The organism is Algoriphagus sp. TR-M9 (assembly GCF_027594545.1).
GTDB lineage: Bacteria > Bacteroidota > Bacteroidia > Cytophagales > Cyclobacteriaceae > Algoriphagus > Algoriphagus halophytocola.
Window position 1 is genome coordinate 2,319,204 of record NZ_CP115160.1, and the last position, 26,316, is coordinate 2,345,519.

The 26,316-nt window shown below is 43.7% G+C and carries 18 protein-coding genes; 8 read left to right on the plus strand and 10 right to left on the minus strand.

All coding sequences use genetic code 11. From position 1 onward, the window contains the following. The first annotated feature begins 70 nt into the window (after positions 1-70). From PBT90_RS10065 to PBT90_RS10075, 3 genes are all read left to right on the plus strand, one after another. Positions 71-877 carry a helix-turn-helix domain-containing protein gene (locus PBT90_RS10065; protein WP_264810335.1) on the plus strand — a complete coding sequence of 269 codons (807 nt, stop codon included), beginning with the start codon at positions 71-73 and terminating at the stop codon, positions 875-877. 79 nt (positions 878-956) lie between these two features. Further along, positions 957-3,419, plus strand: a complete 2,463-nt coding sequence (locus PBT90_RS10070; RefSeq protein ID WP_264810336.1) for a TonB-dependent receptor domain-containing protein — start codon at positions 957-959, stop codon at positions 3,417-3,419. Positions 3,420-3,891: 472 nt separating this feature from the next. Then, the gene (locus PBT90_RS10075) at positions 3,892-4,842 is read left to right on the plus strand and encodes a hypothetical protein (RefSeq protein ID WP_264810337.1); all 951 of its coding nucleotides are present in this window, start codon (positions 3,892-3,894) and stop codon (positions 4,840-4,842) included. A gap of 63 nt (positions 4,843-4,905) precedes the next feature. Here the strand turns inward: PBT90_RS10075 and PBT90_RS10080 are convergent, their stop codons facing one another. From PBT90_RS10080 to PBT90_RS10100, 5 genes are all read right to left on the minus strand, one after another. Beyond that, the gene (locus PBT90_RS10080) at positions 4,906-6,285 is read right to left on the minus strand and encodes an MATE family efflux transporter (RefSeq protein WP_264810339.1); all 1,380 of its coding nucleotides are present in this window, start codon (positions 6,283-6,285) and stop codon (positions 4,906-4,908) included. A gap of 300 nt (positions 6,286-6,585) precedes the next feature. After that, positions 6,586-7,299 carry a 6-phosphogluconolactonase gene (locus tag PBT90_RS10085; protein ID WP_264810340.1) on the minus strand — a complete coding sequence of 238 codons (714 nt, stop codon included), beginning with the start codon at positions 7,297-7,299 and terminating at the stop codon, positions 6,586-6,588. A 195-nt stretch (positions 7,300-7,494) separates the two neighbouring features. Next, a complete protein-coding gene (locus PBT90_RS10090) occupies positions 7,495-8,883 on the minus strand; it encodes an MATE family efflux transporter (protein WP_264810342.1) in 1,389 nt (462 codons plus the stop codon). Positions 8,884-8,981: 98 nt separating this feature from the next. Continuing rightward, on the minus strand, positions 8,982-10,457 hold the full coding sequence (locus PBT90_RS10095) for a calcineurin-like phosphoesterase family protein (RefSeq protein ID WP_264810343.1): 1,476 nt from the start codon (positions 10,455-10,457) through the stop codon (positions 8,982-8,984). A 363-nt stretch (positions 10,458-10,820) separates the two neighbouring features. After that, positions 10,821-11,780 (minus strand): tryptophan 2,3-dioxygenase family protein, encoded by a 960-nt coding sequence (locus PBT90_RS10100; protein WP_264810344.1) that lies wholly within the window; start codon positions 11,778-11,780, stop codon positions 10,821-10,823. Between the two features lie 119 nt (positions 11,781-11,899). Here PBT90_RS10100 and PBT90_RS10105 point away from each other — a divergent pair, with 119 nt between their 5' ends. Together PBT90_RS10105 and PBT90_RS10110 are read left to right on the plus strand one after the other, a co-directional pair. After that, on the plus strand, positions 11,900-13,105 hold the full coding sequence (locus tag PBT90_RS10105) for an acyl-CoA dehydrogenase family protein (protein ID WP_264810346.1): 1,206 nt from the start codon (positions 11,900-11,902) through the stop codon (positions 13,103-13,105). Between the two features lie 145 nt (positions 13,106-13,250). Further along, positions 13,251-13,895 (plus strand): hypothetical protein, encoded by a 645-nt coding sequence (locus PBT90_RS10110; protein ID WP_270133062.1) that lies wholly within the window; start codon positions 13,251-13,253, stop codon positions 13,893-13,895. Between the two features lie 124 nt (positions 13,896-14,019). Here the strand turns inward: PBT90_RS10110 and PBT90_RS20445 are convergent, their stop codons facing one another. From PBT90_RS20445 to PBT90_RS10120, 3 genes are all read right to left on the minus strand, one after another. Next, positions 14,020-14,184, minus strand: coding sequence for a group II intron maturase-specific domain-containing protein (locus PBT90_RS20445; RefSeq protein ID WP_396127663.1), 165 nt, complete (start codon positions 14,182-14,184; stop codon positions 14,020-14,022). 187 nt (positions 14,185-14,371) lie between these two features. After that, positions 14,372-18,535 (minus strand): T9SS type A sorting domain-containing protein, encoded by a 4,164-nt coding sequence (locus PBT90_RS10115; protein ID WP_264810349.1) that lies wholly within the window; start codon positions 18,533-18,535, stop codon positions 14,372-14,374. A gap of 92 nt (positions 18,536-18,627) precedes the next feature. Continuing rightward, positions 18,628-19,722: a DUF1573 domain-containing protein gene (locus PBT90_RS10120; protein WP_264810350.1), complete on the minus strand. Its 1,095-nt coding sequence runs from the start codon at positions 19,720-19,722 to the stop codon at positions 18,628-18,630. A 70-nt stretch (positions 19,723-19,792) separates the two neighbouring features. On the opposite strand from PBT90_RS10120, the gene trpS reads away from it, so the two are divergent. Further along, positions 19,793-20,767 (plus strand): tryptophan--tRNA ligase, encoded by a 975-nt coding sequence (gene trpS / locus PBT90_RS10125; RefSeq protein ID WP_264810352.1) that lies wholly within the window; start codon positions 19,793-19,795, stop codon positions 20,765-20,767. 199 nt (positions 20,768-20,966) lie between these two features. On the opposite strand, the gene fabF is transcribed toward trpS, so the two are convergent. Both fabF and PBT90_RS10135 read right to left on the minus strand, forming a co-directional pair. Continuing rightward, complete coding sequence (gene fabF, locus PBT90_RS10130; RefSeq protein ID WP_270133065.1) at positions 20,967-22,220, minus strand: beta-ketoacyl-ACP synthase II; 1,254 nt, start codon at positions 22,218-22,220, stop codon at positions 20,967-20,969. A 175-nt stretch (positions 22,221-22,395) separates the two neighbouring features. Continuing rightward, a complete protein-coding gene (locus tag PBT90_RS10135) occupies positions 22,396-22,818 on the minus strand; it encodes a hypothetical protein (RefSeq protein WP_264810357.1) in 423 nt (140 codons plus the stop codon). A 138-nt stretch (positions 22,819-22,956) separates the two neighbouring features. Between PBT90_RS10135 and PBT90_RS10140 the strand changes: the two genes are divergently transcribed. Both PBT90_RS10140 and PBT90_RS10145 read left to right on the plus strand, forming a co-directional pair. Beyond that, positions 22,957-23,823, plus strand: coding sequence for a 3-hydroxyacyl-CoA dehydrogenase NAD-binding domain-containing protein (locus PBT90_RS10140; RefSeq protein ID WP_264810358.1), 867 nt, complete (start codon positions 22,957-22,959; stop codon positions 23,821-23,823). 86 nt (positions 23,824-23,909) lie between these two features. Beyond that, the gene (locus PBT90_RS10145; RefSeq protein ID WP_264810360.1) at positions 23,910-26,306 is read left to right on the plus strand and encodes a hybrid sensor histidine kinase/response regulator; all 2,397 of its coding nucleotides are present in this window, start codon (positions 23,910-23,912) and stop codon (positions 26,304-26,306) included. Positions 26,307-26,316: the final 10 nt, after the last annotated feature.

The window sequence follows — 26,316 nt, forward strand, 5'->3', positions numbered from 1 at the left end:
CACATATGACAGGGAATAATTGCCAGCAGAACCCTAATTTTAAACTTTACTGAATTAATACTATCCCTGCATGTCCATAGGCCTTAAATCCAAACTCGGAAATGAACTTTTAGTGAAAGTTTCCCGGATGAAACCGGTCATAAAACCTACCGTTCCCCACCGGCATGCAGGCTACCATGAATTGATTTACCTCTCCAAGGGTGCCGGAACCCACACCATAGGTGACGAGAAATTTGAAGTAATCCCCAATACAGGCTATTACCTGGGACTCAGCGAAATCCACTGCTGGGATTTCAGCAAAATTCCAGATGGCTATGTGATTCTTTTTAAAGAAGAAATACTTGCCGCTTACCCTCAGGCTCTGAACAGTCTTTTCCAGATCAATAAGACTTTTGACCTGGGAAAACATTCCGAGCTATTGTTTCCTTTATTGGAAAATTTCCATTTGGCATTTAAAGAGGGGGCTAAGCTAGAGCAACTGACAGCTTACTTAAATCTATTGATTTTAAACAGCTTACATCTTACCTCTGCTACTCCCAAAATAGACTCCACGCTCATTGATCAGTTAGCTCAGTTCAAAAGGCTGATCAATGAAAACTTTGCGCAGCTAAAAAATGTGCAGGAGTACGCAGACCTCATGAATGTGTCCGTGCGGAAACTGAACCTTATTTGTAAAAAAACACTGAATACAAATGCTAGGGAAGTCATCAAGCAAAGGATTCTAATTGAAGCCAAAAACCTACTCACCCACACCGATAGACAGGTTATTGAGATTGCTTTTGATTTGAACTTCACTGATTCTTCCAACTTTGTGAAATTTTTTAAACAGCAAACCAATCTGACCCCACTGGAGTATAGAGCCAAGATAAAAGTCTGATTTTACCATATTCTGCATTTTTTTACCGTAAAGCAGCTAGAATTTACAAGTTCTTTGTGGTGCTATACAGTATACCCCTATGAAAAAGATTCTAATTCTCTGTTTTTGCTGGTTCACCTCCTTTTGTGCTTTTAGCCAATCCACTATCCAGGGAAAACTCGTGGATCAATCTGAAAACTTACCTTTAGAATATGCCAGCGTTGCTGTTTACCTACAAGCAGACAGCAGCCTGGTAAATGGAGTAGTCAGCGATGCCGATGGAGCATTTTCTATTGCTGGATTAAAAGCTGGCCAATATTACCTGCTCACGCAGTTTTTAGGATATAAAACAAAGGTAATTTCCAATCTGAACCTCCAAAAAGGACAAAGACTAGAGTTAGGGGATATTTTCATGGATCCGGATCAGCAGCTTTTGACCGAGGTGGAAGTATCTGGCAGGAAATTCTCAGTAATGAATCAGGTGGACAGACAGGTGTTTAATACGGACAATTTCCTCTCCAGTCAAGGAGGGACAGCTTCTGATCTGCTGCGCAATTTACCCTCCCTTAGCATCAGTCCCCAAGGGGAAATATCAGTTCGAGGCAGCACTGGATTTGTGGTGATGGTCAATGGAAAGCCAACTCAGTCCAATCCCGAGGCCCTTCTGGCCCAGCTCCCGGCAAACTCCATAGAAAGAATAGAATTGGTCACTTCACCCTCAGCTAAATATGACCCTGAGGGCAAAGCCGGAATTATCAATATCATTACTAAGAAAGGAGTTACCGATGGAACTTTTGTCCAGGTAAACGCCAGGCTGGGAATGCCCAGCATAGAGCCTTATGATAATCAGGACAATCCTCAACGGTATGGGGCTGATTTCACCGTCAATCATAAAAAAGGGAAATGGGACCTTTCCCTAGGGGCTAGCTTCCTGCGCGATGACATCAATGGGCGTAGAGAAGGAAATGTGTATACCATGAGCGGTGATACTACTACCTATTTCCCATCAGATGGAGAGAGAAGCACCGATGCCAAAACCTATTCCGGAAGATTTACCCTGGGCTTTGTTCCTAATGAAGCCAATGACTTTAGTCTGGGCTTTTATGCTGGAAAGAAAACAGCAGACAGGACTGCAGATATTCTTTACTATGACAATCATGCCGAAGTAGATGGGGAGCGCTTGTACACCATGCAGTATTATAACGAAAACCTAAGAATCCGACGCGGAGACTTTGTACTCGGCAGTGTGGATTATAAACATACCTTTGCTAATTCTGCCCAATTAGCTACCTCCTTTCTCTACGAGTACACCATGCTGGGCGGCCCCACCACCAATCGGAATCTAGGCTACCCGGATACCAGTATCATTTATCAGGACGAATACAATACCAATGACAATCCTTTGCACGGCACCCGGCTACAGCTGGATTATCAGGCTGCGCCAAAGGATTTCGGAACCTTGGAATTTGGGTATCAATACAGGCTGCTCAATCACACCGGGGATTTTGTCTATGAGCGAAAAAACAATGAAACCGGAGCGTTTGAACTGGTCTCAGAGTTCTCAAGTAGAGTAGACTTGAAGAGAAAACTGCATTCTGGATACGGACAGTTGACTGGAGCCAAAGGTCAATGGAGCTACGCAGCTGGAGCCAGGCTGGAGGTAATGGACAGAAACTTAGACCTTCAGGACAAAGCTGGCACCGTGGACACCACTTATCGCTATGACTTTGTGAAAGTATACCCTTCTGCGAGCATTCAGTATTCATTTTCGGATGAGTTTCAGTTGAAAACCTCCTATTCCAAACGTGTGGAGCGAACCACCACCTTCAAGATGAATCCATTTCCGGAACGCGAACATTCAGAAACCTTAGAACAGGGAGACCCTACCCTCCTACCGGAATTTGTAGATTTGGTAGAATTGGGTATGGTAAAAACATTTGATGATAACTCACTCAGTGTCACCAGCTATTTCAGAAATGTGCAGAACTTGGTCAACCGAGTAAACACCGTGTACAACGACACCATCTTAAACAGGATTTACTCCAATGTGGGTACCGGCAGATCTTATGGACTAGAAGTAGGGCTCGAGCTAAACCCGAAGGACTGGTGGCAGATTTTTGCAGGAGCAAATGTGTATCACTATAGTATCAACGGGGAGTTTGACGGCTTCCCTATCGAAACGAACAGCTGGCTTTATACCATCAACGGAAACACCAGTTTTTCCTTTGGCAATAACTGGGAGGCGCAACTAGCTGTCAATTATAGATCAAAGGCAATCACCGCCCAAGGCGAAGACTCTAGATTCTTATCCCCTAATTTAAACATCCGTAAAACATTCCTCGATGATCGCCTTAGCGCAACCCTCCAATGGCTAAATATGGATATGGGCCTTCTCAAATCCAACGAGCAGCGGATCACTACTTGGCGGGAGTCAGAATTCTACACGACTACCAACTATGTGTACGAAGTGGATGTCATCCAGCTAAACTTAAGTTACACTTTCAATAAGCTGAAGAATAAATCCAGATTTGTTAAGAGTGAATTTGGTGAGAAGGAGTTTTAATTCACTCCCCATGATTTCTGATCAGCTATCATACAAATAGCCTGTGAAATAAGGCTTGAAGTTCAATGAAGCTAGCGCTGGACTATTGAGGGATGTCTCCACCGAGGTGAACCCTCATTCTCTATTTTTCATAAACAGGTTTGGCCAGCTGGCGTTCATGCGGATAATTGTATGAATTTTCAAAGAAAATTCTTAATCAATAGTAGATCTATCCCTTTTTTTTAAGTTTTTCTAGGACTTTTTTTCTTTTAAATGAAGTAAAAACTAGGCAGTTTATTTATATTAAAAGAAATATAGGTATTCAGGATTTTCTGTCAGTAAAGTAAGCAAAGCAATATAGGATTGGGCGGATTTTGATAGCAGAGTCTCTTCTGTCTTCGGTCTCCCACTCTGTTTAATAAAGGAAGTTAAGTTACTGGCAAGATGCTGTTTACCTATAGCATTAAACTATCAACCACTAAATCAAATTTTTATGAAAAACTTAAAATTTCCGGCGCTGGCGCTACTAGGCCTAGCAGTAGTCAGCTGTCAAAACATGGACCAGGAAAAGGAAGTCCTAGACCAAGAGATGGAGCACCAGGAGGTGGTTTACAAATCTCTGGAATGGGAACCTGTAGAGGTGAAGCACATTTCCCCAAATGCCCGTACAGCTACTTCTTCCTATAGCCTAGAACTGGTCAGTGCAGAATACATCACGGCGCCAGAAAGCGAGCAAATGGGACACACCGTCATTTTCAACGACAGGGGGAACAAGCAGTTGGATTTTGATTTTTCCCCGCTAGCCAAACTAAACGGGATATCGGATATCTCTTATTATGTAGATCAAACCAGGCCAGGAACGGACCTGGACCAAGTCACCAAAGAAGCAGCTATTGACCGGGCAGCTATGACCTGGGATGCCGTGAGTTGTTCGGACTTTGGCCTTTATAAGGAAGAAGGATTGCCAGTCCCTATTGGGATAGTGGCCGCCCAGCTTGGATTCCCTAGTATAGCAGTATACATCGCAGACATCAATCACGCAGGATGGATGCCGGCGGAATTCTTTGATGCTGTGGCCCCGGGAGGCAGCGAATCTATCTTAGGAGTAACCTTTACTTTGCTTTTGGTAGATGAAAATGGGGAATACGTGGACACAAATGGGGATGGAAAATTGGATGTAGGGCTACGAGAAATCTACTACAATGACAATTTCTTCTGGGGTGATGGCGAATTAGTGGACGTGGAATCCATCGCACTTCACGAAATGGGTCATGGCTTGAGTCAGGGGCATTTTGGAAAAGGATTTATCAAGAAAAATGGAAGCATACAATTTGCACCTAAAGCTGTCATGAACGCCGCTTATGTGGGGGGTGTAGAAACTGACATCAAAGGAACCGATAACGGAGGTCACTGTAGCATTTGGTCAGACTGGCCAAACCAATAATTACCTCAAAAGCAATTCAAATAAAAAGGGAGTCAGCGATGATTCCCTTTTTTTGGTCCTATTCTAAACATCCACCAGCTTCCATTTCCCCTTTCTGAAGAAAAACAGTGACACCAATGAATGAAAACTATGACTAAAAGCAATAGAAATAAAAATCCCTAAATGGGCCAATCCAAAAGGGAAAGCCAGCACATATGCCAGCGGAATCTCTATAAACCACAGCACACCTATGTTGATCCATGCTGGGGTTTTAGTATCTCCGGCTCCATTAAAGGCCTGCGTGAGGACCATGCCTACGGCAAAGAAAACATAGCCCAAAACTACCACCCAGAGCCCCTGAGCAGCCACCGCTTGTACTTCAGGAATATCCGTGAAAAAACCTGCCAGTTGCTGGTTGAACAGCAAATAAACCCCGGTCACAGAGGCCATGAAAATCACCGTATATCGTGTGGTCAACCAAACCGCTTTTTCAGCTCGATCAGGTTGCTTTGCCCCTAGGTTTTGGCCTACCAAAGTGGATGCAGCCCCAGATAAACCCCAGGCTGGTAAAAGTGTGAAAATCAACACTCTAAAAGCTATGGTAAATCCAGCCAAGGAAGCTGAACCAAACTCTGCATTCATACGGGTCAAGGCTATCCAAGACACCGAGTCTATGAGGAACTGCCCCATGCCCCCTACAGCTATCTCCATGATTTTCTTGATGATTTCCCATGAAATCACCAGATTTTCTTTTAGGATTTTAAGCTTGTGTTTTCCGTTAAAAAGATGGTACAACTGATACAGCACGCCAATTCCTCGCCCAAGGGTAGTGGCTATGGCAGCTCCTTCCAGTCCAAACCCCGGGATACTTCCCACCCCAAAAATCAGGACAGGATCCAAAATCATATTCAGGCCATTGGCAATCCAAAGTGAACGCATCGCATGATGTGCCTGACCAGCACCTCGAAAAGCCCCATTCAAGAGGAAAAGTAGCATGATGGCAGTATTTCCGGCAAAGATGATTCTGGTATAATTCACGCCTGTCTGTATGACCTCAGGCTCTGCTCCCATTAGCAAAAGCACATCCGGCGCAAAAATCCACCCCAATACTCCCAAAACGATAGATATGGCACCTCCCACCAGCAGAAGCTGAAAAGCCGCAGCACCCGCTTCTAGATATTCCTTTTCACCAAATCTTCTGGAAATTAAAGCAGTAGCAGCCATACTAATCCCAAAACCCATGGCATAGACCAAAACCACTACAGATTCAGTCAACCCCACAGTAGCAATGGCATGTTCTCCCAGCTTGGCCACGAAAAAGATATCAACCACCGCAAAAGCTGACTCCATCATCATTTCCAATATCATGGGAATGGCCAGAATAAAAATGGCCGTTTTCAACGAAAGACTCGTAAAATCCTGCTCTTTGCCCTGTAAGGCATCTTTGATTAATTGCCAATTCATGGATAGTGAAAAATTAGAATGGGCGAAATAAAGGAAATTTTCTGAGTGTGGGAAATTGCTACGGGTTATAAAAGAGCATAATTATCCGCAATTCTACTTTGGAACAAAAAATGCGTAGAAATAGCAACGCATATGTGGTCCACTCCTGTCCACCTCACTGGAGAACAAGACCGACCACTACTCGTTTCTCAGAACTACAGACCTTATTTCATTTGGCTATCGGTAAGTAAGTCTCAATACAAATAATTGAGGTTCAAGTATGGTTTCCAGTGGTATTGGCACTTTAAACTCTTTATCCCCTCAACTCATCGATTTCCTGTCCACAATCACATGCGCATTCGGATGCAACCAAAGTAGAGATGCAGGCAAGTCTGTCCTGATTTTCCCTTCTAAAAGCTTGTCCAAAGCTGGCTTTTTACCTTTTCCGGTGACAAAAAGAATGACCATTTTGGAAGCCAAAATATTGCCAACGCCCAAAGTCATCCCTTGAGAAAGCGGAACTCCTACTTGCTCAATCATCCCACTTTCAAGGGTAACAGAATGTAGTTTGGCTACATGACAGTCAGGCTGTAGAAAGGCTGCCGGTTCGTTTAGGGCTATATGTCCATTGATTCCAATGCCCAGAATACAAATATCAATCCCTGCAAACTCAGCTATTTTATCCTGAACTCTATCGCATTCCAGTTCAGGATCTTCGCATTCTACTGCAAAGGAAATATAGCGGTCCTCCTTGATATCCAGCTTTTTGATCAACTTCTGCTGGATATCATATTCAGAAGTAAAGGTAGACTCCTCATTCAGTCCCACCCATTCATCCAGCTTGATCACATTCATCCACTCGAAAAAATCCGGTGAATCCAAATGCCTTTTCTCCATCAACTGATACAATCCGGTAGGAGAACTTCCACTGGCCGCGCAAAAAAGCAGATCCGGTTTAATCTCCACCTCCGCATGTACCAGTTCGGCTCCCAACAGAGACATTTCTTCAAAGCTTTTGCAATTGTAAACTTTCATAATTCGTAGATGAATGTGAGCAATTTTTTAATAGGTATATCCGATTTTCTGCCCGTAGGAGGCTAAAGCAATATAGCATATGTTAAACTTTAGAATTGAGGCCACTTCGGTCTTCCGACTAGATTAGCGAAGGATCTGAAGTAACTGGCCTCTTTTCGGATAATCAGATTATTTACTATTCAAGACATTGTAAATCTAGCCTATACCCGTACCCAGCCAATCTCCTCTATGCCGGATCGTTCTTACTTTCCAATGTCCGGTTTTATAATAGATAAAAGCTACCAAGGCTGCAATGAAATTGGAGATAGGAAAGGCCCACCAAATGCCCTCGTAGGTAAGCGCAGTTTTCTGAGAAAGAACAAAAGCAGTGGGAAAACGCACAATCCATAAGCTGAAAATGGAGATCAGTAAAGAAGCTTGTGTAAACCTCGCTCCATTAAACAGGCCGTTTAATACCTGATTTACACCCAAAAGCCCGAAACTCGGCGCCATGATCCGGATAAAGGTCGCACCTTCCTTGATTACCTGAGGATCATTGGGCACAAAAAACGCCGTCAAAGTCTCCGCAAAAACAAACATCAACATCCCGATTCCAGTGAGTCCAAAGAAAGCAATTTTCACACTCAGATTTCCCACACTTTCGGCTCGCTTGATTCTGGAAGCTCCTATATTTTGCCCGACCATGGTAGTAGTAGCCATAGCCAATCCTTGAGCCGGAACGATTACCAAACTCAAAATCCTCGCCCCAATACCATAGGCGGCCACCACTCCGCTTCCAAAACTGGTTACCAACATCACTAGCACCGTGAGCACAGCAGAGCGTGAAGACTGCTCCAGACTGGCAGGAATCCCCAGCTCAATCATGCGCTTTATCCAGGCGATATCCGGCTTCATGTCCTGCACCCGGATTTTAATCCCTTTTTTACCCCTGAATAAAATTAACAACCCTACCAAAGCGGACAATCCTTGGGTAATCACACTGGCCACTGCAGCTCCTGATACTCCAAATCCTGGAATCGCCCCCCAGCCGAAAATAAACAAGGGATCCAAAACCAAATTCAATAAAACCGTCCCCAGCACGATATACATGGGCATTTTCACATTTCCAATCCCCCGCATCAGGGATTGGAAAGTGAAAAACATAAACAAAAAGACAAAGCCAAAAGAAGAAACCTGAAAGTACTTCACCGAATCATCTAAGGTCTCCGGACCTGCTCCCACCAGGTTCATCAGAGGGGATGCTACCCCATACCCCAAAAAAGCCAGTAGGGTAGAAACCAAAAAGATCACAAACACCGTCTGAGAGGCACTATAATCTATCATTCGCTGGTCTTTGGCTCCTTTGTATTGACTGACAATCACCGTACCGGCAAGTGTAAGCCCTGCGCCTAGTGACAGTACTAAAAACAAAATCGGAAAACTGATACTCACCGCCGCCACAGCATTTGCTCCTAATCTTCCCAGCCAAAAAGTATCAATCAGCTGATAAGCTGTCTGAAGAATGTTTGCCATGATAATAGGCCAAGCCAAAGAAAAAAGGCTGCGGATCAAATTCCCTTGTGACAAATCGGATGGACTACTCATGGAGAAATTCAGCTTAAAAATCTTACTTACCCCAAGATGCCAGTAAAAATCGGGAATCAGAAATCTGACTCCCACATTAGCTGAATTTCTATGCCGGCTTACACTTTCTTCGTATATACCTTACCAAATCTATCCTTCACTTCAATGTGCAAATTCTCTTTTGACTCAGGTTTAAAAAAGAACATGTGGTCATTCAGCTGGGGCTCCACCCAGGTTCTTCTTTTGGGTAGTTCAGGACCGGTATGTAACTCTACACTCCAGGGATCCAATGCCGTGATTTTCTCAGGACTGCCCTTTTTGATTCCATTTTCAAACCAGGATATTTCCCATTCCGGATCGTAATTCCAGCAATTGATACTCATGTATTCGGGAAAATCCGAGTGGTATCCCTGATCATAAACTCTAAACTGCTCCTGTATATCCAGCCCTGTACCCTTATATTGCCATTTTAACTCTGATCCCCTGGCCTCATAGACTGCATACCCGCTTGGAGTGCCATCAAAACAGATCGGCCCTGACCACCAAGCTCCGCATACTGTACCATGGCAATGCTCATATACATGCCCATTGATCATGTTGTCATTGAAGTGCGTGTGTCCGGAAAGAATGTGCACCTTATAGCCTTCTAGTATTTTATACAAATGCTCCCGATTACTCACCGTACCTCCAATGGTATCCCGCTCAGGGTACCTAGTCACTGCACCGGTATAGGTTGGGATATGCAGAGAAACCACCACGGTCTTCCCTTTTTCCACCTGTGCTAGATCTTGCTCTAGCCAGGCTAGCTGCTCCTCAGCAATGTATCCTATGTATTTGCTGCCAATAAAAAACACATCATCCAGCACTACATAATGCACTTCTCCCCTGTTCCAAGAGTAATAGTTCGGTCCAAAGTGACCTTTAAAAGTCTTATTGCTCAAGGCATCCGAACGGACTCCCAAGTCCATATCATGGTTGCCTATCACTTGAAAAAACGGAGTATCGTACATTTTCACGCTCTCATTATACTCCTTGAAAAGGGCTAAATGATCGAAAACCAAATCCCCACACCCTATTCCAAACAAATTCGGGTCGTTTAGGCCTCGTATAGTCTTTTGTACGTCTGGTGCAGCTACTGTGAGCAATTGATTCGCTTCGTATTCATTCTGGATCTGCGTATCAGAAAGCAATAAAAAGTGGTGATTTTCATCTTTGATTTCTGATTTCACCAGGTTAAAGCCCAAGTGTTGATCCGGATTGGTCTTGTCTATTTTTTGGAAAAATAATGCTGAGCCATTCTCCTGCTTTTCGATCTGATAGCCTGAAGGAATGGAGATAAACACAAAATCCCGATCCGAAGCTGAATAGAGTTCAAATTCTCCGGACGAGTTGGTAAGTACTACGGATCTCCCATCTGAAACAGCCACCCGGTATATTTCTTTGCCATCCTCTAATACACGACCCCGGATGCGTATGGATTGAAAGGATTTAGAGCCGTACTGGGCATCATTTTTTGCTAAAACTGATTCTTGGAAACCCAGGTAGCCAACAGAGCTTAGCCCCAGTGTTTTGATAAAATCTCTTCTCCGAAACATGATATGGATTAAAGGTTAAGTGGCAGTGATGTATTGATCTGAAGATCTAAAAATGCAAAATGCTTTGCTTCCTTCAGTACTTGCTCATCAAATTTCTCAATATGTTAACCTCTGACAAATCCTACCTTCACAAGTTTACACAGCGTCTTAAGGCCAAGCACAAACACGCCTTGTTCCGCCTAGCTACCCCAATAGCCGCAATGAAATCCAGTGGTCCCTTGTCGGGCCCTGAATTATGCCTCTGTTACCTAAGATTTGGCTCTTGACTCTTGATTCTTGGCTCTTGATTCTTGATTCTTGGCTCTTGACTCTTGGCTCTCGGTTCTTGACTCTCGGTTCTCGGTTCTTGATTCTAATCCCTAGCTACTCTTCCCCAAAAATCTCCTTCACTACCCAGCCTTTTCCCCAATCTTCTTTTTCCTGTTCTGTCCATAATTCCGGGAAAAATATCACCTTCTGAAAACGAGGAGGCAGATACTTCTGCCAATTGGTCCCTCCAGTGGCCGCTATATCCACCGGGTCGCGCTGTAGAAAACGAACCGCAGATTTATAGTGAGCCAAAGGCCAAAATACATTGGCTTTGAGATCAAACTTTTTCATTTCCTCGGTAAGTTCACGGGAAGGATTGCCAATATCCATATAGCGATGCCAAAGATTTTTTCTCCGATAAGTATCGATCAGATCCATCAGCTTCTTGCTGTATTTGGCTTCAAAGTTTTTCAGCGTCAGTGTCTTTTCTCCAGTGGCCAATTCTATGGCTCCTTGTTGCCAATAGAGATTTTCAAAAATTTCATCAGTGGGAATATGAAAATCAGGGTCAGCTCTTTTGTCCAGTGCTACCAGGTTGAAAGCATCCGTAGCCATCAGTTCTATCTCTCTATATTGCGCACTTTGGAAGCCACTGGAGGGCAGCAAAGACATCCTGAATTTCAAAAACTGCTCCTGCTCCATTCCCTTCCACATCATAGCAAAGGAGCTGATCAGATGATCAAAATACATATTGATCCTTTCCAGCTTCACCATCAAATAACCCTCTTTAATATCTTGTTTATCAGCTATTTGTTCCATTTCAGATATAATCAACTTAAAATAGAGCTCAGTGATCTGATGGTAAATGATAAAGATTTTTTCATCCGGAAATGAAGTCTTGGGCTGCTGAAGTGAGAGCAAAACATCCAAATTGATATAATCCCAATACGTCAGGTAATCTGCATAATGCAGCCCCTCCAGGTAGGAAAGCATGTCTTGTCCGGAAGCTTTAAACTTCTTCTGCAGTTGGTCTATTTTGTCTAGGATTTTGGGATCAAATTGAGAGGAGTCCATTGGGAAATATTAGTGCAACTTGTAGTTTTATCACAGGCTATCTATTTACTTTAGATAGGGCGGGGCTATTGAACAGCCCGACAAAAATCACAGATTGAATCGTATAAACCAAAAATAGCATGGAGTCAATTTCAAGTAAGCAGTCCAGAAAGCCAGATCTTTTTGAGGGTGTGGACTTTCTGGAGATCGATGATCTACTGAGTGAAGAGCACAAACTCATCCGGGGTGCTATCCGTGATTTTGTGAAAAAGGAGATCTCACCCTTCATCGAAGATTGGGCTCAGCGAGCTTACTTTCCTTCAGAAATCGTCAAGAAATTCGGAGAAGTCGGGGCTTTTGGCCCGCAGATTCCTACCGAATATGGTGGCGGGGGATTGGATTATATTTCCTATGGACTGATCATGCAGGAGATCGAGCGGGGCGATTCGGGCATGCGCTCTACAGCCTCCGTCCAGGGATCATTGGTGATGTACCCCATCTATAAATTTGGTTCTGAGGAGCAGCGCAAAAAGTATTTGCCCAAGTTGGGTTCAGGAGAAATGCTCGGATGCTTTGGCCTGACTGAGCCAGATCATGGATCTAACCCTAGCGGCATGACCACCCACTTCAAGGATATGGGCGATCACTACCTGTTAAATGGAGCCAAAATGTGGATTTCAAACGCCCCTGAAGCGGATATTGCCGTAGTCTGGGCAAAAAATGAAGCAGGTAGAATCCACGGACTGATCGTGGAGCGCGGCATGGAAGGCTTTTCCACTCCGGAGACACACGGCAAATGGTCACTACGGGCTTCATGCACAGGAGAACTGGTATTTCAGGATGTGAAAGTTCCCAAAGAAAACCTATTGCCAGGCAAGTCCGGCTTGGGGGCTCCGCTGATGTGCCTGGATTCGGCGCGATTTGGGATTGCCTGGGGCAGTATAGGCGCAGCCATGGACTGTTATGAGTCCTCCAGAAGGTATGCTTCTGAACGTATTCAGTTTGATAAACCCATTGCAAGTTTTCAGTTGGTTCAGAAGAAACTTTCAGAGATGCTCACCGAAATCACCAAAGCCCAGCTACTAGCTTGGAAAGTGGGTAAAATGATGAATGAAGGAAAGGCCAAAACTGTGCACATTTCCATGGCCAAGCGAAACAATGTGGAAATGGCCCTGAATATTGCGCGGGAAGCCCGACAGATTCATGGCGGAATGGGCATCACTGGAGAATATCCGCTGATGCGCCATATGATGAACCTGGAATCTGTGATCACCTATGAAGGTACCCATGATATTCACTTATTGATTTTGGGAAATGAAATCACGGGGATACCGGCTTTTGGGTGAGCCAAAATGTTTTCAGGATATTTAACTAAATTTAGTGGGATAAAATAAATGAGAAATATCTCCAAGTACCTGTGGATATCAACCCGATTTGGGGAAATATCCCCAATTGGGGATATACAATCGTTATGCTGCATTCAAAAAAGACATGAAACAAATCCTATTCTACATATTTCTGATTGGTCTAATAAGTTGCTCGACCAACAGTCAAGACAAAAAGGTGGTTGACAAAAAACCTACAGAACAATCTCAAATTGAAACTAAAATCATAAGACAGACAAAAAATTATCGCGAAATCGTAATCTCTGAGAATTGGCTTGACACATTTTCAATTCCTTTCCCTGAAAAGAATATGTTGATGCTTTTGAGAAACTATTACGAGCCTTATTGGGTAGAAGCGAATATTGGTCAACAAGACGGGCCTGATTTTACTTATATCGACATTTTGAAGGACGATGATAATCCTATTGCTTATTTGAATTTTGACCCTGACAATAAATTCAAACTTGACGAAATCAGAATAGTAAGTTCAAGTGCAATTGACCAATACGGAGTCCGAGTGGGAGACACATATCAAGAAGTCAAGAAAAAGCGAAACAACGATTTTAAAAATTCAACAAATTACCACCAACACACATACTTGTACACTGACAGTTCAAACATTTATTACGAATTGACAGGTGACTTTACAATGACCGAAGAAATGTTGGAAAATCTTGATGAACTTGAATTGACTGAAGAGCAACTTCAAAAATGTAAGGTAGAATATATAATTTGGAGAAAAAGAAAATAAAAAACGCAGCACAGTCGAGTAGGTAAAGGGAAATCCCACCCCTAAACCTCTCACAGAACCGTACGTGAACCTCTCGATTCATACGGCTCTTATTATGCAGTCGGTTATAGTCTGTTATGCTAGACTAATTTGTACCCCAGTTCCCAGTGATAGAACAGGTTTGGTTTACCCATCCTCGGATCTTTGGATTCAGCATTGTAGCCAAATCCTGAATACCTCGTTGGGTTTTATTGTGGAAATTTAGCTTTCGGAGTTCCCCATTGATACGCACTTTGGACTTTCGGCTCATCTTACAGTCGAATTACAGACAACTACCCCCGTTTCTTAATCTGTTTCTCATGGGCTGAAAACTAAAGCCCAGAAAGTCAAACTGTACAGGGTGATCATTCAGATTTCTGCCTTCCTTTTTACAGTAGACAATTTTCGTCTTAATGAGGTATAATCAAGCAAACTAACTTATGGTTTGCTAGTCTATACTACTCCTTCACCAACTTCCCTACAAATACCCGACTATCCAGCCCCTCCGCCATTACCACATAGGTTCCCGCAGCTAATCGGGAAATGCCCAACCTGACTGAACCGGAACTTTGAAGCATCACCTCTACACTGGAGCTTACTTCTTTGCCGGAGGAGTTATAAATCTTCATGGAGTTTTCAGCAAATTCCAGATCGCCAAAAGCTTGGATCTCCACTTCCGATGATGCTGGATTAGGATAGATGTTCAATTCTTCAGTAAGCAAAATACCTGGGTTTAAAATGCCGGAAATAGTCATAGTCACCGCATCGAGTTTGGCGGGACAACCGGCCTCACTGCTTAACTCCACCGTGTATTCCCCCGTCTGATTTACAGTGAGTGTTCTTTGGATAGCTCCCTCTAACTTCTCCCCATTTCTAAACCATTGGTAAGTATAATTTCCTTCAGGAGCTTTCAGGATAGCTCCATCTATCACGATCTCCCCACTTGGTTTTGCTTCGGTTTTCACTTCAAATTTGCTCGTTTCTACCAAGCATCCTCCTGCTACTCGAACTATTGCATGATAGCTTCCGCCCTCTTCTATTTCGAGTGTTTTGCCATCTGCCCCAGAAACTTCTACACCATTTCTCCTCCACCTAAGCACTTCAAATTCAGCCTCGGATGTCAAAGTCAGCAGTTTATTATCTCCAGCGCAAATAGATGTTGGGCCAGAAAGTGTAACCGCCGCCGTTTCACTAGCTACTACTATAAAATCAGCTGTTTCAACTAGGCATCCGCTTGCTGTTCTCACTAAAGCCTGATAGGTTCCCCCGCTTTCTATTTCTAGGGTTTTTCCGCTGGCTCCGCTTATGTCAGTTCCATTCCTTCTCCATTTGACCAGCTCAAAGCCTGATTCAGACTTTAGGGTCAAGGTTTGTTTGGTGCCAACACAGATAGTCTGAGATCCAGTGATTGTTACAGCTTTACTGCTTGCGGATTCGACTACAAAATCAGCTGTTTCAACTAGGCAACCGCTTGCTGTTCTCACTAAAGCCTGATAGGTTCCCCCGCTTTCTATTTCTAGGGTTTTTCCGCTGGCTCCGCTTATGTCAGTGCCATTCCTTCTCCATTTGACCAGCTCAAAGCCTGATTCAGACTTTAGGGTCAAGGTTTGTTTGGTGCCAATGCAGATAGTCTGCGATCCAGTGATTGTTACAGCTTTACCAGTTGCTGATTCTACTATAAAATCAGCTGTTTCAACTAGGCAACCGCCTTCTGTTCTCACTAAAGCCTGATAGGTTCCCCCGCTTTCTATTTCTAGAGTTTTTCCGCTGGCTCCGCTTATGTCAGTGCCATTCCTTCTCCATTTGACCAGCTCAAAGCCTGATTCAGACTTTAGGGTCAAGGTTTGTTTGGTGCCAATGCAGATAGTCTGCGATCCAGTGATTGTTACAGCTTTAATGCTTGCGGATTCTACTATAAAATCACCTGTTTCAACTAGGCATCCGCTTGCTGTTTTCACTAGAGCCTGATAAGTCCCCCCGCTTTCTATTTCTAGGGTTTTTCCGCTGGCTCCGCTTATGTCAGTTCCATTCCTTCTCCATTTGACCAGCTCAAAGCCTGACTCAGACTTTAGGGTCAAGGTTTGTTTGGTGCCAATACAGATAGTCTGAGATCCAGTGATTGTTACAGCTTTACTGCTTGCGGATTCGACTACAAAATCAGCTGTTTCAACTAGACAACCACCTTCTGTTCTCACTAGAGCCTGATAGGTTCCCCCGCTTTCTATTTCTAGAGTTTTTCCGCTGACTCCGCTTATGTCAGTGCCATTCCTTCTCCATTTGACCAACTCAAAGCCTGACTCAGACTTTAGGGTCAGGGTTTGTTTGGTGCCAACACAGATAGATTCAGACCCGGTAATTTGCACAGGTTGAGAGGTAAAACCCTTCACCAGGAGTACAGCGGTTTCTTCTGTTACATTCCCCTTATAGTCAACTGCCCTCAATTCCACCTCGACCTCTTTCCCTACATCCTCACAGGTCACTTTTGTTTTGTTTAAGGAAACTTCCTTCACTCCGCAATTGTCACGGATTGATTGAATAAAATCCTCCGGTTTCAATTGCTTTTGCCCTAGTGTCAAATCAAAATCAACTGTCAGGTTCTTGGTAACAAGCACCGGCGCAATTTTATCCTGAATGACCACCTCAATTTTCTCCTCCCAGGCGTTCCCTTTATCATCTTTGATATTCACACTTACTTCTTGCTTATCCAGGTTTTCACAAGTAAACTCAGACTTACTCAAAGTCACGGTATAAATGGAACTAATCGGCCAATTCATGAAAACCTGTGCAGGAGTTAGGTTCACTTTGCCTTCATTTGAAAGCGCCAGCTCTACCCTTTCTTTTACTTGCGGTCTTTCCTGAATAGTCCTCAACGGAATTTTCAGGCTCACCACATCGTTATAAACCCTTCGCTCAACTTTTGTCAAGTTGTAATTTTCATCCATCACGGGGAACGCATAAACAGGCAAAAAATCAATCAATGCATACACTTGCTCGCCTTCTACGATTTTGGTTAGGTTTACTTCCAAATGCCCATAATGCTTGCCTCCATCGGTCAGTACAGGGTTTGCCCCAGAAGTATTCCAGATTTCAGGCTCACTTTGATCTGCAGTCCACTGCCGGTAGGGATTGTAATTCAGCGTATTCAAAGGATTGCCCAGCCAGTCTCGCTTCTCTCCCCGCATACCATCCCCGGCCACACCCACGTCGTAATACAAGATGCCTTTACCATCCCCATCTTCATCCACAAAACTTCGCTCAAATAACTCATCGTGACCGGATAGCACAGCGATCACCCCATGCTCTTCCAGCAGCGGATTAAGAATGCGCATCGGAGTCCCTACTTGTCCCACTGACAGCTCATGATTTAATGGAACCCCATGCTCTCCAGAGGAATAGGCAGCATGGTGATACTGAACAAAAATCAATTGCCCTTCCTCACGTGCATCTTTAAGGTTTTCCTCCAGCCATTTATATTGATCACTTCCTGGCCCAAAACCGCTCAGGTCTTTTCCTCCTGCCGCGCTATAGTGTGCTTGGGTATAATTTTCCTGGGTATCAGTCCCTATTGCTGTCAGCTCCTTCCCTTTCAGTTTTGGCTGTCCAGCAAAGTCCCCCGCATTCTGATCGGGAGTTCCATTACTGGAGTCCACTGTGAGTATGGTCACGGGACCATAATCCACGCGGTAATAACTTTGCCTGTGCTTTTGAAAAGGATCTTCAGTTGGGGTCTGAAAGTACTCGTGAAAGCGACTTCTGCCCAAAACCGGAAGGAAGGTCCCATTCTCGTTAGTTCCATAGCCCCCGTTGATTCCTCCATAGGACTCCCAGTTTCCCAAAGCCGGGATAATCGGATAGTTTGACAAGCCACTTCCAAGTGCTCCGGCATTATGCCTGAAAAATTCATCCCAAGCAGGCTGATACCCTGCCCCCTGTACCAAATCTCCCGGCATAAGAATAAAATCAGGATCACGGGAATTGATGATTTTTAGGTTTTCGGCATAGCCTCGCTCCTCAGTAAGTAAATAATTGGGCAGTTCTATGCCTTGTTCAGTGGTGGTCCCAAATTTCTCCTTCCATAACTCAGGGATAGCAAAAGGTCGGAAAAGCGGCTTTCCCGGGTACCAGGTTCTATGAGTCACTCTTCCTTTGGGATCCGTTTCAGAATCTGCCAAAGCCATAAACCGGATCTTTTCCCAGGAACTTTTTGCCGGAGGCGCTGTGAATCTCCCTGAATAATCCACTCCTGCAAGTGTGACCGTATAACTGAGGATTTTTCCCGCTGGGATTTCCCCTTGGAATCTGTAGCGAAAGGCCGCATCACTTATCAGCCAACTGCCCTGCGATAATCCCGCAATGCTTTCATTCTTTTCCTGGCTGGTATAATAGATCTCAGCCACTTCCTCACCGACTATCTCCTGATTTAGAATAGAGCCGCCCTCCTCATTAAAGAGCTGGATGGAGCTGCTGCTCTGAGAAGTACTGAACCAAGTAATCTGAATTTTCCCATTTCCATATACTTGCAAGTATGGAAATACCCGAAAGGGATTGACTTCTGCCGGTTTTGTGGAAGTGAAAACCATGCAAAGCAAAAAGCATATCTTAAACAGGAAAAGTCTTTTCATAAAAGTGGGTTGAAAGCACTCAATTTACTAGAAAACAGCTTAATATGCTGAATATCCCAATAATCTACAGCAAAAGTTACCGAGTTCTCCTATTATTCTACTCGGCTTTTCAGCAGTAACAATTGAACCGGGTTCACCGGGTCATTACTGAAAATGTAAATATTCCGCTGATCTATACCTTTTCGGCCCTTGGGGTCAAATACTACTTTCAACTCAATCATTTCGCCGGGATCCAAGGTAGTCTTTGGTATTTCCAAGCGAAGGCAATCGCAGTTTCCTTGGATTTTTTTGATCTCTAAAATCTGTCTACCAGCGTTTCTCAGCACCACATTTTCAACCTGAATTTCGGAAGCCTGGATTTTACTCAGGTCAATCTCCTTAGGGTCCAAAACCAGTTGAGGAACTACATTCAGGTTATCTTTAGCAAATGGGGCATAGTATTCAAAAACATCAGCTAGCACATCCAGGTGAATGAAACTGCTGCTATCCTGCCAGTTGAGCGATATCCTATCTTCAAAATATCCCAAATCCCCCTTCATATTGCCATCATACATCACCTGAAGCAGACCTCTATCGTTTGGCATGATAGAATCCGTCAGCTGCGATACCTGAATGTATTCCGGACCACCAAACATCAAACTATCCTTATAAATAATGTCCTCTCCGAAATTATAGACTTCCACTGCCTTGAGTTTAGGTTCATTGGTAAAGACCTCCCCCATATTGACTTTTTCAAGCCTAAACCCCAGCTTTCCTTTCCGAGTGGTATAATCTCTTTCGGGATTACTAGACCTGGGAATAGCATTTCCTTCTATAAAAAGCGTGTCCTGGGTTCCTTGCAAATTTCCCTTCACTATAATCATCCGACTAAAATAGCCTACGCCTACCGTAGGGTCGTAAGTGACCTGAAGCTTGCCGCTTTCTCCCACTACCAAAGTGTCTCGTGTGTATTCCACATCCGTACACCCACAGTCACTCCACACAGTTTCTATGTAGTAAAGCGAATCCTGCGTATGGGTAAATTCAAATTCAGCCACCTGCGGCCCCTGCTCTTCCAGTATTGTGCCTAAGTCCACCTTATTTACTGCCCAGATCACTCGTTGCGGCACAGTATCCTGAGCCAGTGTGACTTGGGTGATAAAGAGCAGAACAAAGAGGAAAGCAAGCGTCTTTTCAATTCTAATCATAGCCACAAATAACGCATATTTTCAAACGTTTTATAGGCTGATTTACTTAATTTGCAGCAAAATCAAACTAATGGCAAGAGTACTTACAGGCATACAAAGTAGTGGAAGACCGCACTTGGGAAATATCCTGGGAGCGATTGTTCCAGCTATTGAATTAATCAAACAAAACAAAGAAGAATCTTATATTTTCATCGCAGACTTGCATTCCCTCACCACTTCCAAAGATGGGGAAGTAAGAAAGCAAAACACCCTGGCGGTAGCAGCGGCCTGGTTGGCTTTTGGGCTGGATATAGAGCAAACCACTTTTTACCGACAATCCAGAAGACCTGAGGTAGCTGAGCTTACCTGGTACCTGAACTGCTTCACACCGTTTCCCATGCTGGCAAATGCGCATAGCTTCAAGGACAAGTCGGAAAAGCTTTCTGATGTAAATGCCGGACTCTTTACCTATCCGGTGCTGATGGCTGCTGATATTTTGCTGTATTCTGCGGATTTGGTGCCTGTGGGCAAAGATCAAATGCAGCACCTGGAAATGACCCGTGACATTGCATCTACATTTAACAGAATTGTGGAGGAGGAAATCCTTACCATTCCGGAAGCAAGGATCGACGAAGTGGTGAAAACCATTCCCGGCACGGATGGTCAAAAGATGAGTAAATCATACAACAACTTCATCGATATTTTCCTGCCTGAGAAAGCACTGAAGAAAAACATCAACCGCATCGTGACAGACAGCACCGCGATGGAGGAACCTAAGGATCCGGATACCTGTAATGTCTTCAAATTGTACAGCCTGATCGCTTCAGAGCCTCAAATCAAGCAAATGAGAGCCAATTACGAAGGCGGAAACTATGGGTATGGTCATGCCAAAAAGGAATTTCTAGAATTAATACTGGAAAAATATGCTGAAGAACGAAAGGCTTTTGACTACTACATGAACAATCCTGAGGAAGTAGAAAAGAAACTAGCTGCCGGTGAAGCCAAAGCCCAAGCGGTAGGCGCCGAACTTCTAAATAAAGTAAGGGAAAAGTTAGGGTTCAGGTGATTTCCCTACTAATAAAAAACATTCAGGATCCCGAATATCGTGAAGGACTTCACAAGCGGGGATGAATGAAACACTTCCCCTGCAAGCAATCTGCGGGAAACCATTGGACTATCAGAAAAAATGGCTCTGTCAACAATTGACGGAGCCATTTTTAATTTAAAAGCGACTAAAACCTTCGAGGTTTTGAAAACCTCAAAGGTTATACAAACTCCTTGAACACCACGGTGGCATTATGCCCTCCAAATCCAAAAGTATTACTCATCGCTACTTTGATTTTTTTCTCAAAGGCATTTTTGCGCACGATCTGCATTTCTTTTGGTATCGCTTCATCCAATTGTGCTGTGTTGATCGTAGGCGGGATAATTCCATCCTGAATAGCCTTCACACTGAAAATAGCTTCTATGGCACCAGCTGCTCCCAGTAGATGTCCAGTCATAGATTTGGTGGCTGAAATATGGAGGTTTTCATACTTTCCTTCCAATAGATTTGAAATAGCCGTGATTTCGCTGATATCCCCCAGTGGCGTAGACGTAGCATGCGCATTGACATAGTCCACTTCTTGGGCGGAAAGCCCCGCCTCTTCCAAAGCAAACTTCATGCATTGAAGCGCGCCTTTTCCTTCTGGATGAGTGGCAGTCATATGGTAAGCATCGGCTGTCATGGCCGCCCCCACTACTTCTGCGTAGATCTTAGCGCCCCGATTCACCGCATGCTCATATTCTTCCAAAATCAAAGCTGCAGCCCCCTCACCCATCACAAAACCGTTTCTCTCTGAGTCAAAAGGCCTGGAAGCAGTCTCAGGATTATCATTGCTAGTGGACAAAGCCTTCAAAGCCCCAAACCCACCAATGGCACCTTCGGTGATTGCTGCTTCCGATCCTCCGGAGATAATCACTTTAGCCTTGCCCCATTTGATGTAATTAAATGCATCCATCAGGGCACTATTACCGGTGGCACAGGCCGAAACCGGCGCATAATTAATCCCCATCAAGCCAAACTTCATGGAAATCAAACCAGACGCCATATTTCCAAGAAATTTTGGAATAAAAAAGGGATTAAACCTAGGTGTACAGTCATTTTGGACATACTCCTTAATCTCCTTTTCAAAAGTGTTCATTCCACCCTGACTGCTACCCCAAATCACCCCTGCATCATAGGGAGAGCTCAGTTCGTCCACCTTCAGTCCGGCATCTTCCATCGCTTCGGAAGCTGCATAAAGCGCATATTGCGTATATAAATCGGTTCGCTTTACCTCACTCCTTTCCAATCTTAAACTCGGGTCAAAAGCCTTTACCTCACAGGCAAACCGGGTTTTAAACTTTGCTGCATCAAAATGGCTGATGGCAGCGGCACCACTTTGACCGGCAATGGCATTTTGCCAGTTTGAAGCCACATCATTACCTAATGCAGACAAGGCTCCCATACCTGTAATCACAACTCTTTTTGAATTCATATTTGATGAAATTGAATGGTATGCTTTTTAAAGCAAAAACCCGGCGCATCACCAGGTTTTTGAATGGTTATTTAAAGATACCTTTTCTTGTATGTGGTTTTTTGAACCTTAATTCTGGAATCTTGCTCCTCGATTCTTGACTCTTGAATCTTGGTTCTCCGTACTTGACACTATTTTACCTGCTTCGCCAAAGATCCTTGAGCTGCTGTCCATTGATCAGCATCACAAATCTGGCCGGGTTTGGAATCAACACAATTCTCACATCCTGCTTATCAAACTGCTCAGACTCGATTGGCACACCTTGCTGCCCAGAAACCTCATAACTTACTATTCCATTTGCATCAGGAAGCAAAGGCTTGTAAGCATTTGCGATGTAGGCTGTAGGCAAAAGAATATCTGTATCTGACTTCAACTTTTCCTGAATCTTCTCTATCTCTGCTTCTAATCTATCCTCATAGTTTTCGTTGAAATCATCCTCCAAGTCATGTAACTCTTCTTCCAGGTCATCATAACTTTCATGGTTATAATCCATACCGGCCAGTTGATTTCTCTTTTCTACAATTTCCGTGAGCTCCTTATCTAGAGTATCCCAATTCATTACTTGTTGTATTTTTTGATTTAGATATGCAAAGATGGGGAATCCCTTTTTTTATGAAGAACTATTTATAAGAAATTAACTCCTAATGACAGGATTTTTCTAGAGACACTAGTACCTTGAATCTAAATCTACTCCAACATGGAAATTACTACCATTGCCGTTATTGGTGCAGGAAACCTGGGTTCGCGTATAGCGCTGAGAGCCGCTCTTTCGGGCTTCTCGGTGAATATATATGATATCAGTCAGGATAAGCTGAAGCAAGCCAAGTCAATAATGAGTCAAGTTCTGGAAAATCATAATGATTTTAAAAATCTATCTATCAAGTACTTAAACAACCTTACTTTTACCGTTGATTTAGACCATGCCTTAAGTGAGGCTGACCTAGTAAGTGAGAATGTGACCGAAGACCTAGAGGTGAAAAAGAGGGTATGGGAGGCCATAGGAAACCTGGCTGAGCCCCACACCCTATTCACTACCAATACGTCCTACCTACTGCCCTCAGACTTTGCGGAAATTTCCGGTCGCCCATCACTTTTTTGCGCTTTTCACTTTCATGACGTCTTCGAATCTCGGGTAGTGGACATCATGCCGCACCCAGGGACTGCGCCTGAGGTACTGGAAATACTTGAGGAATTTGGCAGAACTCTCCATCAGGTTCCACTTATCGTCCAAAAAGAGCATTCAGGTTATATTTTTAACACGCTCCTGATTTCCTGGATAGATGCTGCGGGTAGATTGCTCACAGGGGAAATAGCTGAGGTAGAGGCTATCGACAAGTCTTGGATGGTCAATTTCAATATGCCAGTGGGACCATTTGGAGTTTTGGATAAGGTAGGACTGGATACGGCATGGAAAATCACCTCTGCAAGAAGAAATCCAGCTTCCAGGGCATTTGCAGAGTTACTTAAGCACTACGTGGACCAGGGAAAACTAGGTGTGAAATCCGGGGAAGGATTTTATTCCTATCCTGACCCTTCCTATAAATCACCGGATTTTTTAAGATAAACTAAACAATTTCGCCTGTTTTGGATTCTAGGTAAATCTAGCTTACACATTAACTCGTAAGTCCAGATAGCAATATTCACTCCCCCATGAAGCAATTTTACCTCTGCTTTGCGCTAGCATTGCTTTTTATACCTCTTGATAGCCCAGCTCAGATTTCCCTGAGCGATGAGTTAAAGTTTCCTATCTCTATCCATACAGAAGCGAATTTCGCCCAGGTAGATTCATCAGATTTCTCCATAGAGAAAATCCTTGAGTTGGAAAATCAGCTTAATTTCCTACCGCTAAATGTCCCTATTACAGATCTTGGCTTTACAGATAAGACCTATTGGGTCAGGTTTTCATTAGAAAATGATACGGAATTTCCCCGCACATTCTATTTAGAGACGGGCAGACCTATTACAGACGTAGTGCACCTGTTTCAGCTAGCAAATGGAAAAATCATCTCTGAGCAGCTAAGCGGAGACCTGGTCAAATTCGAAGACAAGCCATTCAACCACAGGAAGATGATCTTTCCGATCACGCTCCCTGCCAGCTCAACCTCTGATTTCTACATCAAATACCAAAGTGATGGAGAGGTGATCAACCTACCACTTCTGCTGAATGATACTTCTTCCTTGGTAGCCTCTTCCTATTTCAATCAATTGATTTTCGGCTTTTTCTATGGACTGCTTTTCATAGCAGTGGTCACATACCTATTTTTCTATTTCGGGATGAAAGAGCCGAGTTTCCTGTTTTATGTAGCTTATGTAGCATCTGTGGCACTTTTACACCTGAATCTGGATGGTTACTTTTTCCAGTACATCACTCAGGAACCGGGTTGGTTTGCCAATCGCTCACTTTTGATTTTTGCAGCTCTTAGTTCTCTGGCACTAGGCGTATATGGTTACACCTACCTGAAAGCAGCCCAGCTTTCCTCCTTCATTAAAAAATCCTTTCAATGGCTATTTGCTGCGCACGGGCTGCTCTTGATTTTGATAGTGACATTCACTGCTGCCCAGGCCTATTACTATCCTGCTGTGAATGCCCTTGGTTTCTTGATGTTAGTTTTGATTATCATCACCATCTTCAAGAGCTTTCTCTCCAGTGTGCCTGTGGACTTTTTCTTTTCCATAGGTATCGCATGCCTTACTTTTGGCTTTGTGATTTTTATTCTGAATAATTTCTCCTTGATCCCTAACTCCTTTTTTACCCAAAATGCTTCTAAAATTGGAACAGGAGTAGAAATCATATTTCTATCCCTATCTATGGCAAACCGGATTCGCTTGCTGAAATCCGAAAAAGAAAAAATCCAGGAACTAGCACTCTTGAGATCTCAGGAGTCTAACGACATCAAATCCTACTTCCTCTCTAACATGAGCCACGAACTCAGAACACCACTGAATGCCATTTTGGGGCTCTCTAAGTCCATCCTGAGTCACACAGACGATCCTTCTATCAAAAACAACCTGCAAGTCATCCAGTATTCTTCAATGTCTCTTTTGGGATCCATCAACGATATCCTAGACTATTCCAAAATAGAAAAAGGTGAGCTGAAACTCGCCCAAACGGAGTTTGATTTTCACAAAATCATCCAGGAACTCAAAGAGGTTACCAATCTAAAAACCCGGGAAAAAAACCTGGAATTCATCTATGAGGAAAGAAATAGCTATAAAACAAAGCTCGTAGGAGATCCTATCCGCCTCAAGCAAATCCTCTCCAATGTACTGGACAATGCCGTCAAATTCACGCAAAAGGGTCATATCAAACTTGCCGTTCATACGAAAGAACTTCCAGGAAATAAGGTCAGCATCAGCCTGTGCATAGCGGATACCGGAGTGGGGATATCCCAAGATAAAATGGAACGGGTCTTTGACTCCTTTACGCAGGAGCAGATCGATGATAAGCGAAAGTATGGAGGTTTTGGTATAGGTCTGTGCATAGTGAAAGCACTGGTAGAGCTGCATCATGGAGAAATAGAGCTCAGCAGCGAAAAGAACCAAGGTACGGTCGTAAAGATCAGACTTGAATTGGAAAAGTCAATCCACGCTACTCAGAGCCAAAAGCTAATGACACCAAAACAAGCCGAACAACTGATGCATGGAAGACATTTGCTGGTAGTGGAAGACAATACAGTGAATCAACTTGTGATCAAATCAATCCTGAGAAAGTGGAAAGGAGTCAGCTTTGACTTTGCCAATGATGGTTTGGAGGCTCTGGAAGCCATAAAAACCAACACATACGATGCAGTGTTAATGGATCTACAAATGCCCGAAATGGATGGGTATGAAGCGACGGAACAGATTCGTGGCGGAAATTCCGGCATCAACTCCCATGATATCCCCATCATCGCCGTCACTGCTGATACCACTGAGAAAACCAAAAACAGGGTGTTTGCCATCGGAATGGATGATTACATCACCAAACCTATAGATCCAGATTTGCTTTATGCCAGTGTGGAAAAGGCACTTTACCTGGACAAAATCAAACTTGACATTAAGCTATAAATCCAAGGGA

Bases quoted from the DNA above. Each gene is read 5' to 3' on its own strand.
- fabF (WP_270133065.1), bottom strand. From the start codon at position 22,220: ATGAATTCAAAAAGAGTTGTGATTACAGGTATGGGAGCCTTGTCTGCA.
- PBT90_RS10100 (WP_264810344.1), bottom strand. From the start codon at position 11,780: ATGGACTCCTCTCAATTTGATCCCAAAATCCTAGACAAAATAGACCAA.
- PBT90_RS20445 (WP_396127663.1), bottom strand. From the start codon at position 14,184: ATGAGCCGAAAGTCCAAAGTGCGTATCAATGGGGAACTCCGAAAGCTA.
- PBT90_RS10135 (WP_264810357.1), bottom strand. From the start codon at position 22,818: ATGAATTGGGATACTCTAGATAAGGAGCTCACGGAAATTGTAGAAAAG.
- PBT90_RS10140 (WP_264810358.1), top strand. From the start codon at position 22,957: ATGGAAATTACTACCATTGCCGTTATTGGTGCAGGAAACCTGGGTTCG.
- PBT90_RS10090 (WP_264810342.1), bottom strand. From the start codon at position 8,883: ATGAGTAGTCCATCCGATTTGTCACAAGGGAATTTGATCCGCAGCCTT.
- PBT90_RS10075 (WP_264810337.1), top strand. From the start codon at position 3,892: ATGAAAAACTTAAAATTTCCGGCGCTGGCGCTACTAGGCCTAGCAGTA.
- PBT90_RS10145 (WP_264810360.1), top strand. From the start codon at position 23,910: ATGAAGCAATTTTACCTCTGCTTTGCGCTAGCATTGCTTTTTATACCT.
- PBT90_RS10105 (WP_264810346.1), top strand. From the start codon at position 11,900: ATGGAGTCAATTTCAAGTAAGCAGTCCAGAAAGCCAGATCTTTTTGAG.
- PBT90_RS10110 (WP_270133062.1), top strand. From the start codon at position 13,251: ATGAAACAAATCCTATTCTACATATTTCTGATTGGTCTAATAAGTTGC.
- PBT90_RS10080 (WP_264810339.1), bottom strand. From the start codon at position 6,285: ATGAATTGGCAATTAATCAAAGATGCCTTACAGGGCAAAGAGCAGGAT.
- PBT90_RS10070 (WP_264810336.1), top strand. From the start codon at position 957: ATGAAAAAGATTCTAATTCTCTGTTTTTGCTGGTTCACCTCCTTTTGT.
- trpS (WP_264810352.1), top strand. From the start codon at position 19,793: ATGGCAAGAGTACTTACAGGCATACAAAGTAGTGGAAGACCGCACTTG.
- PBT90_RS10065 (WP_264810335.1), top strand. From the start codon at position 71: ATGTCCATAGGCCTTAAATCCAAACTCGGAAATGAACTTTTAGTGAAA.
- PBT90_RS10120 (WP_264810350.1), bottom strand. From the start codon at position 19,722: ATGATTAGAATTGAAAAGACGCTTGCTTTCCTCTTTGTTCTGCTCTTT.
- PBT90_RS10095 (WP_264810343.1), bottom strand. From the start codon at position 10,457: ATGTTTCGGAGAAGAGATTTTATCAAAACACTGGGGCTAAGCTCTGTT.
- PBT90_RS10085 (WP_264810340.1), bottom strand. From the start codon at position 7,299: ATGAAAGTTTACAATTGCAAAAGCTTTGAAGAAATGTCTCTGTTGGGA.
- PBT90_RS10115 (WP_264810349.1), bottom strand. From the start codon at position 18,535: ATGAAAAGACTTTTCCTGTTTAAGATATGCTTTTTGCTTTGCATGGTT.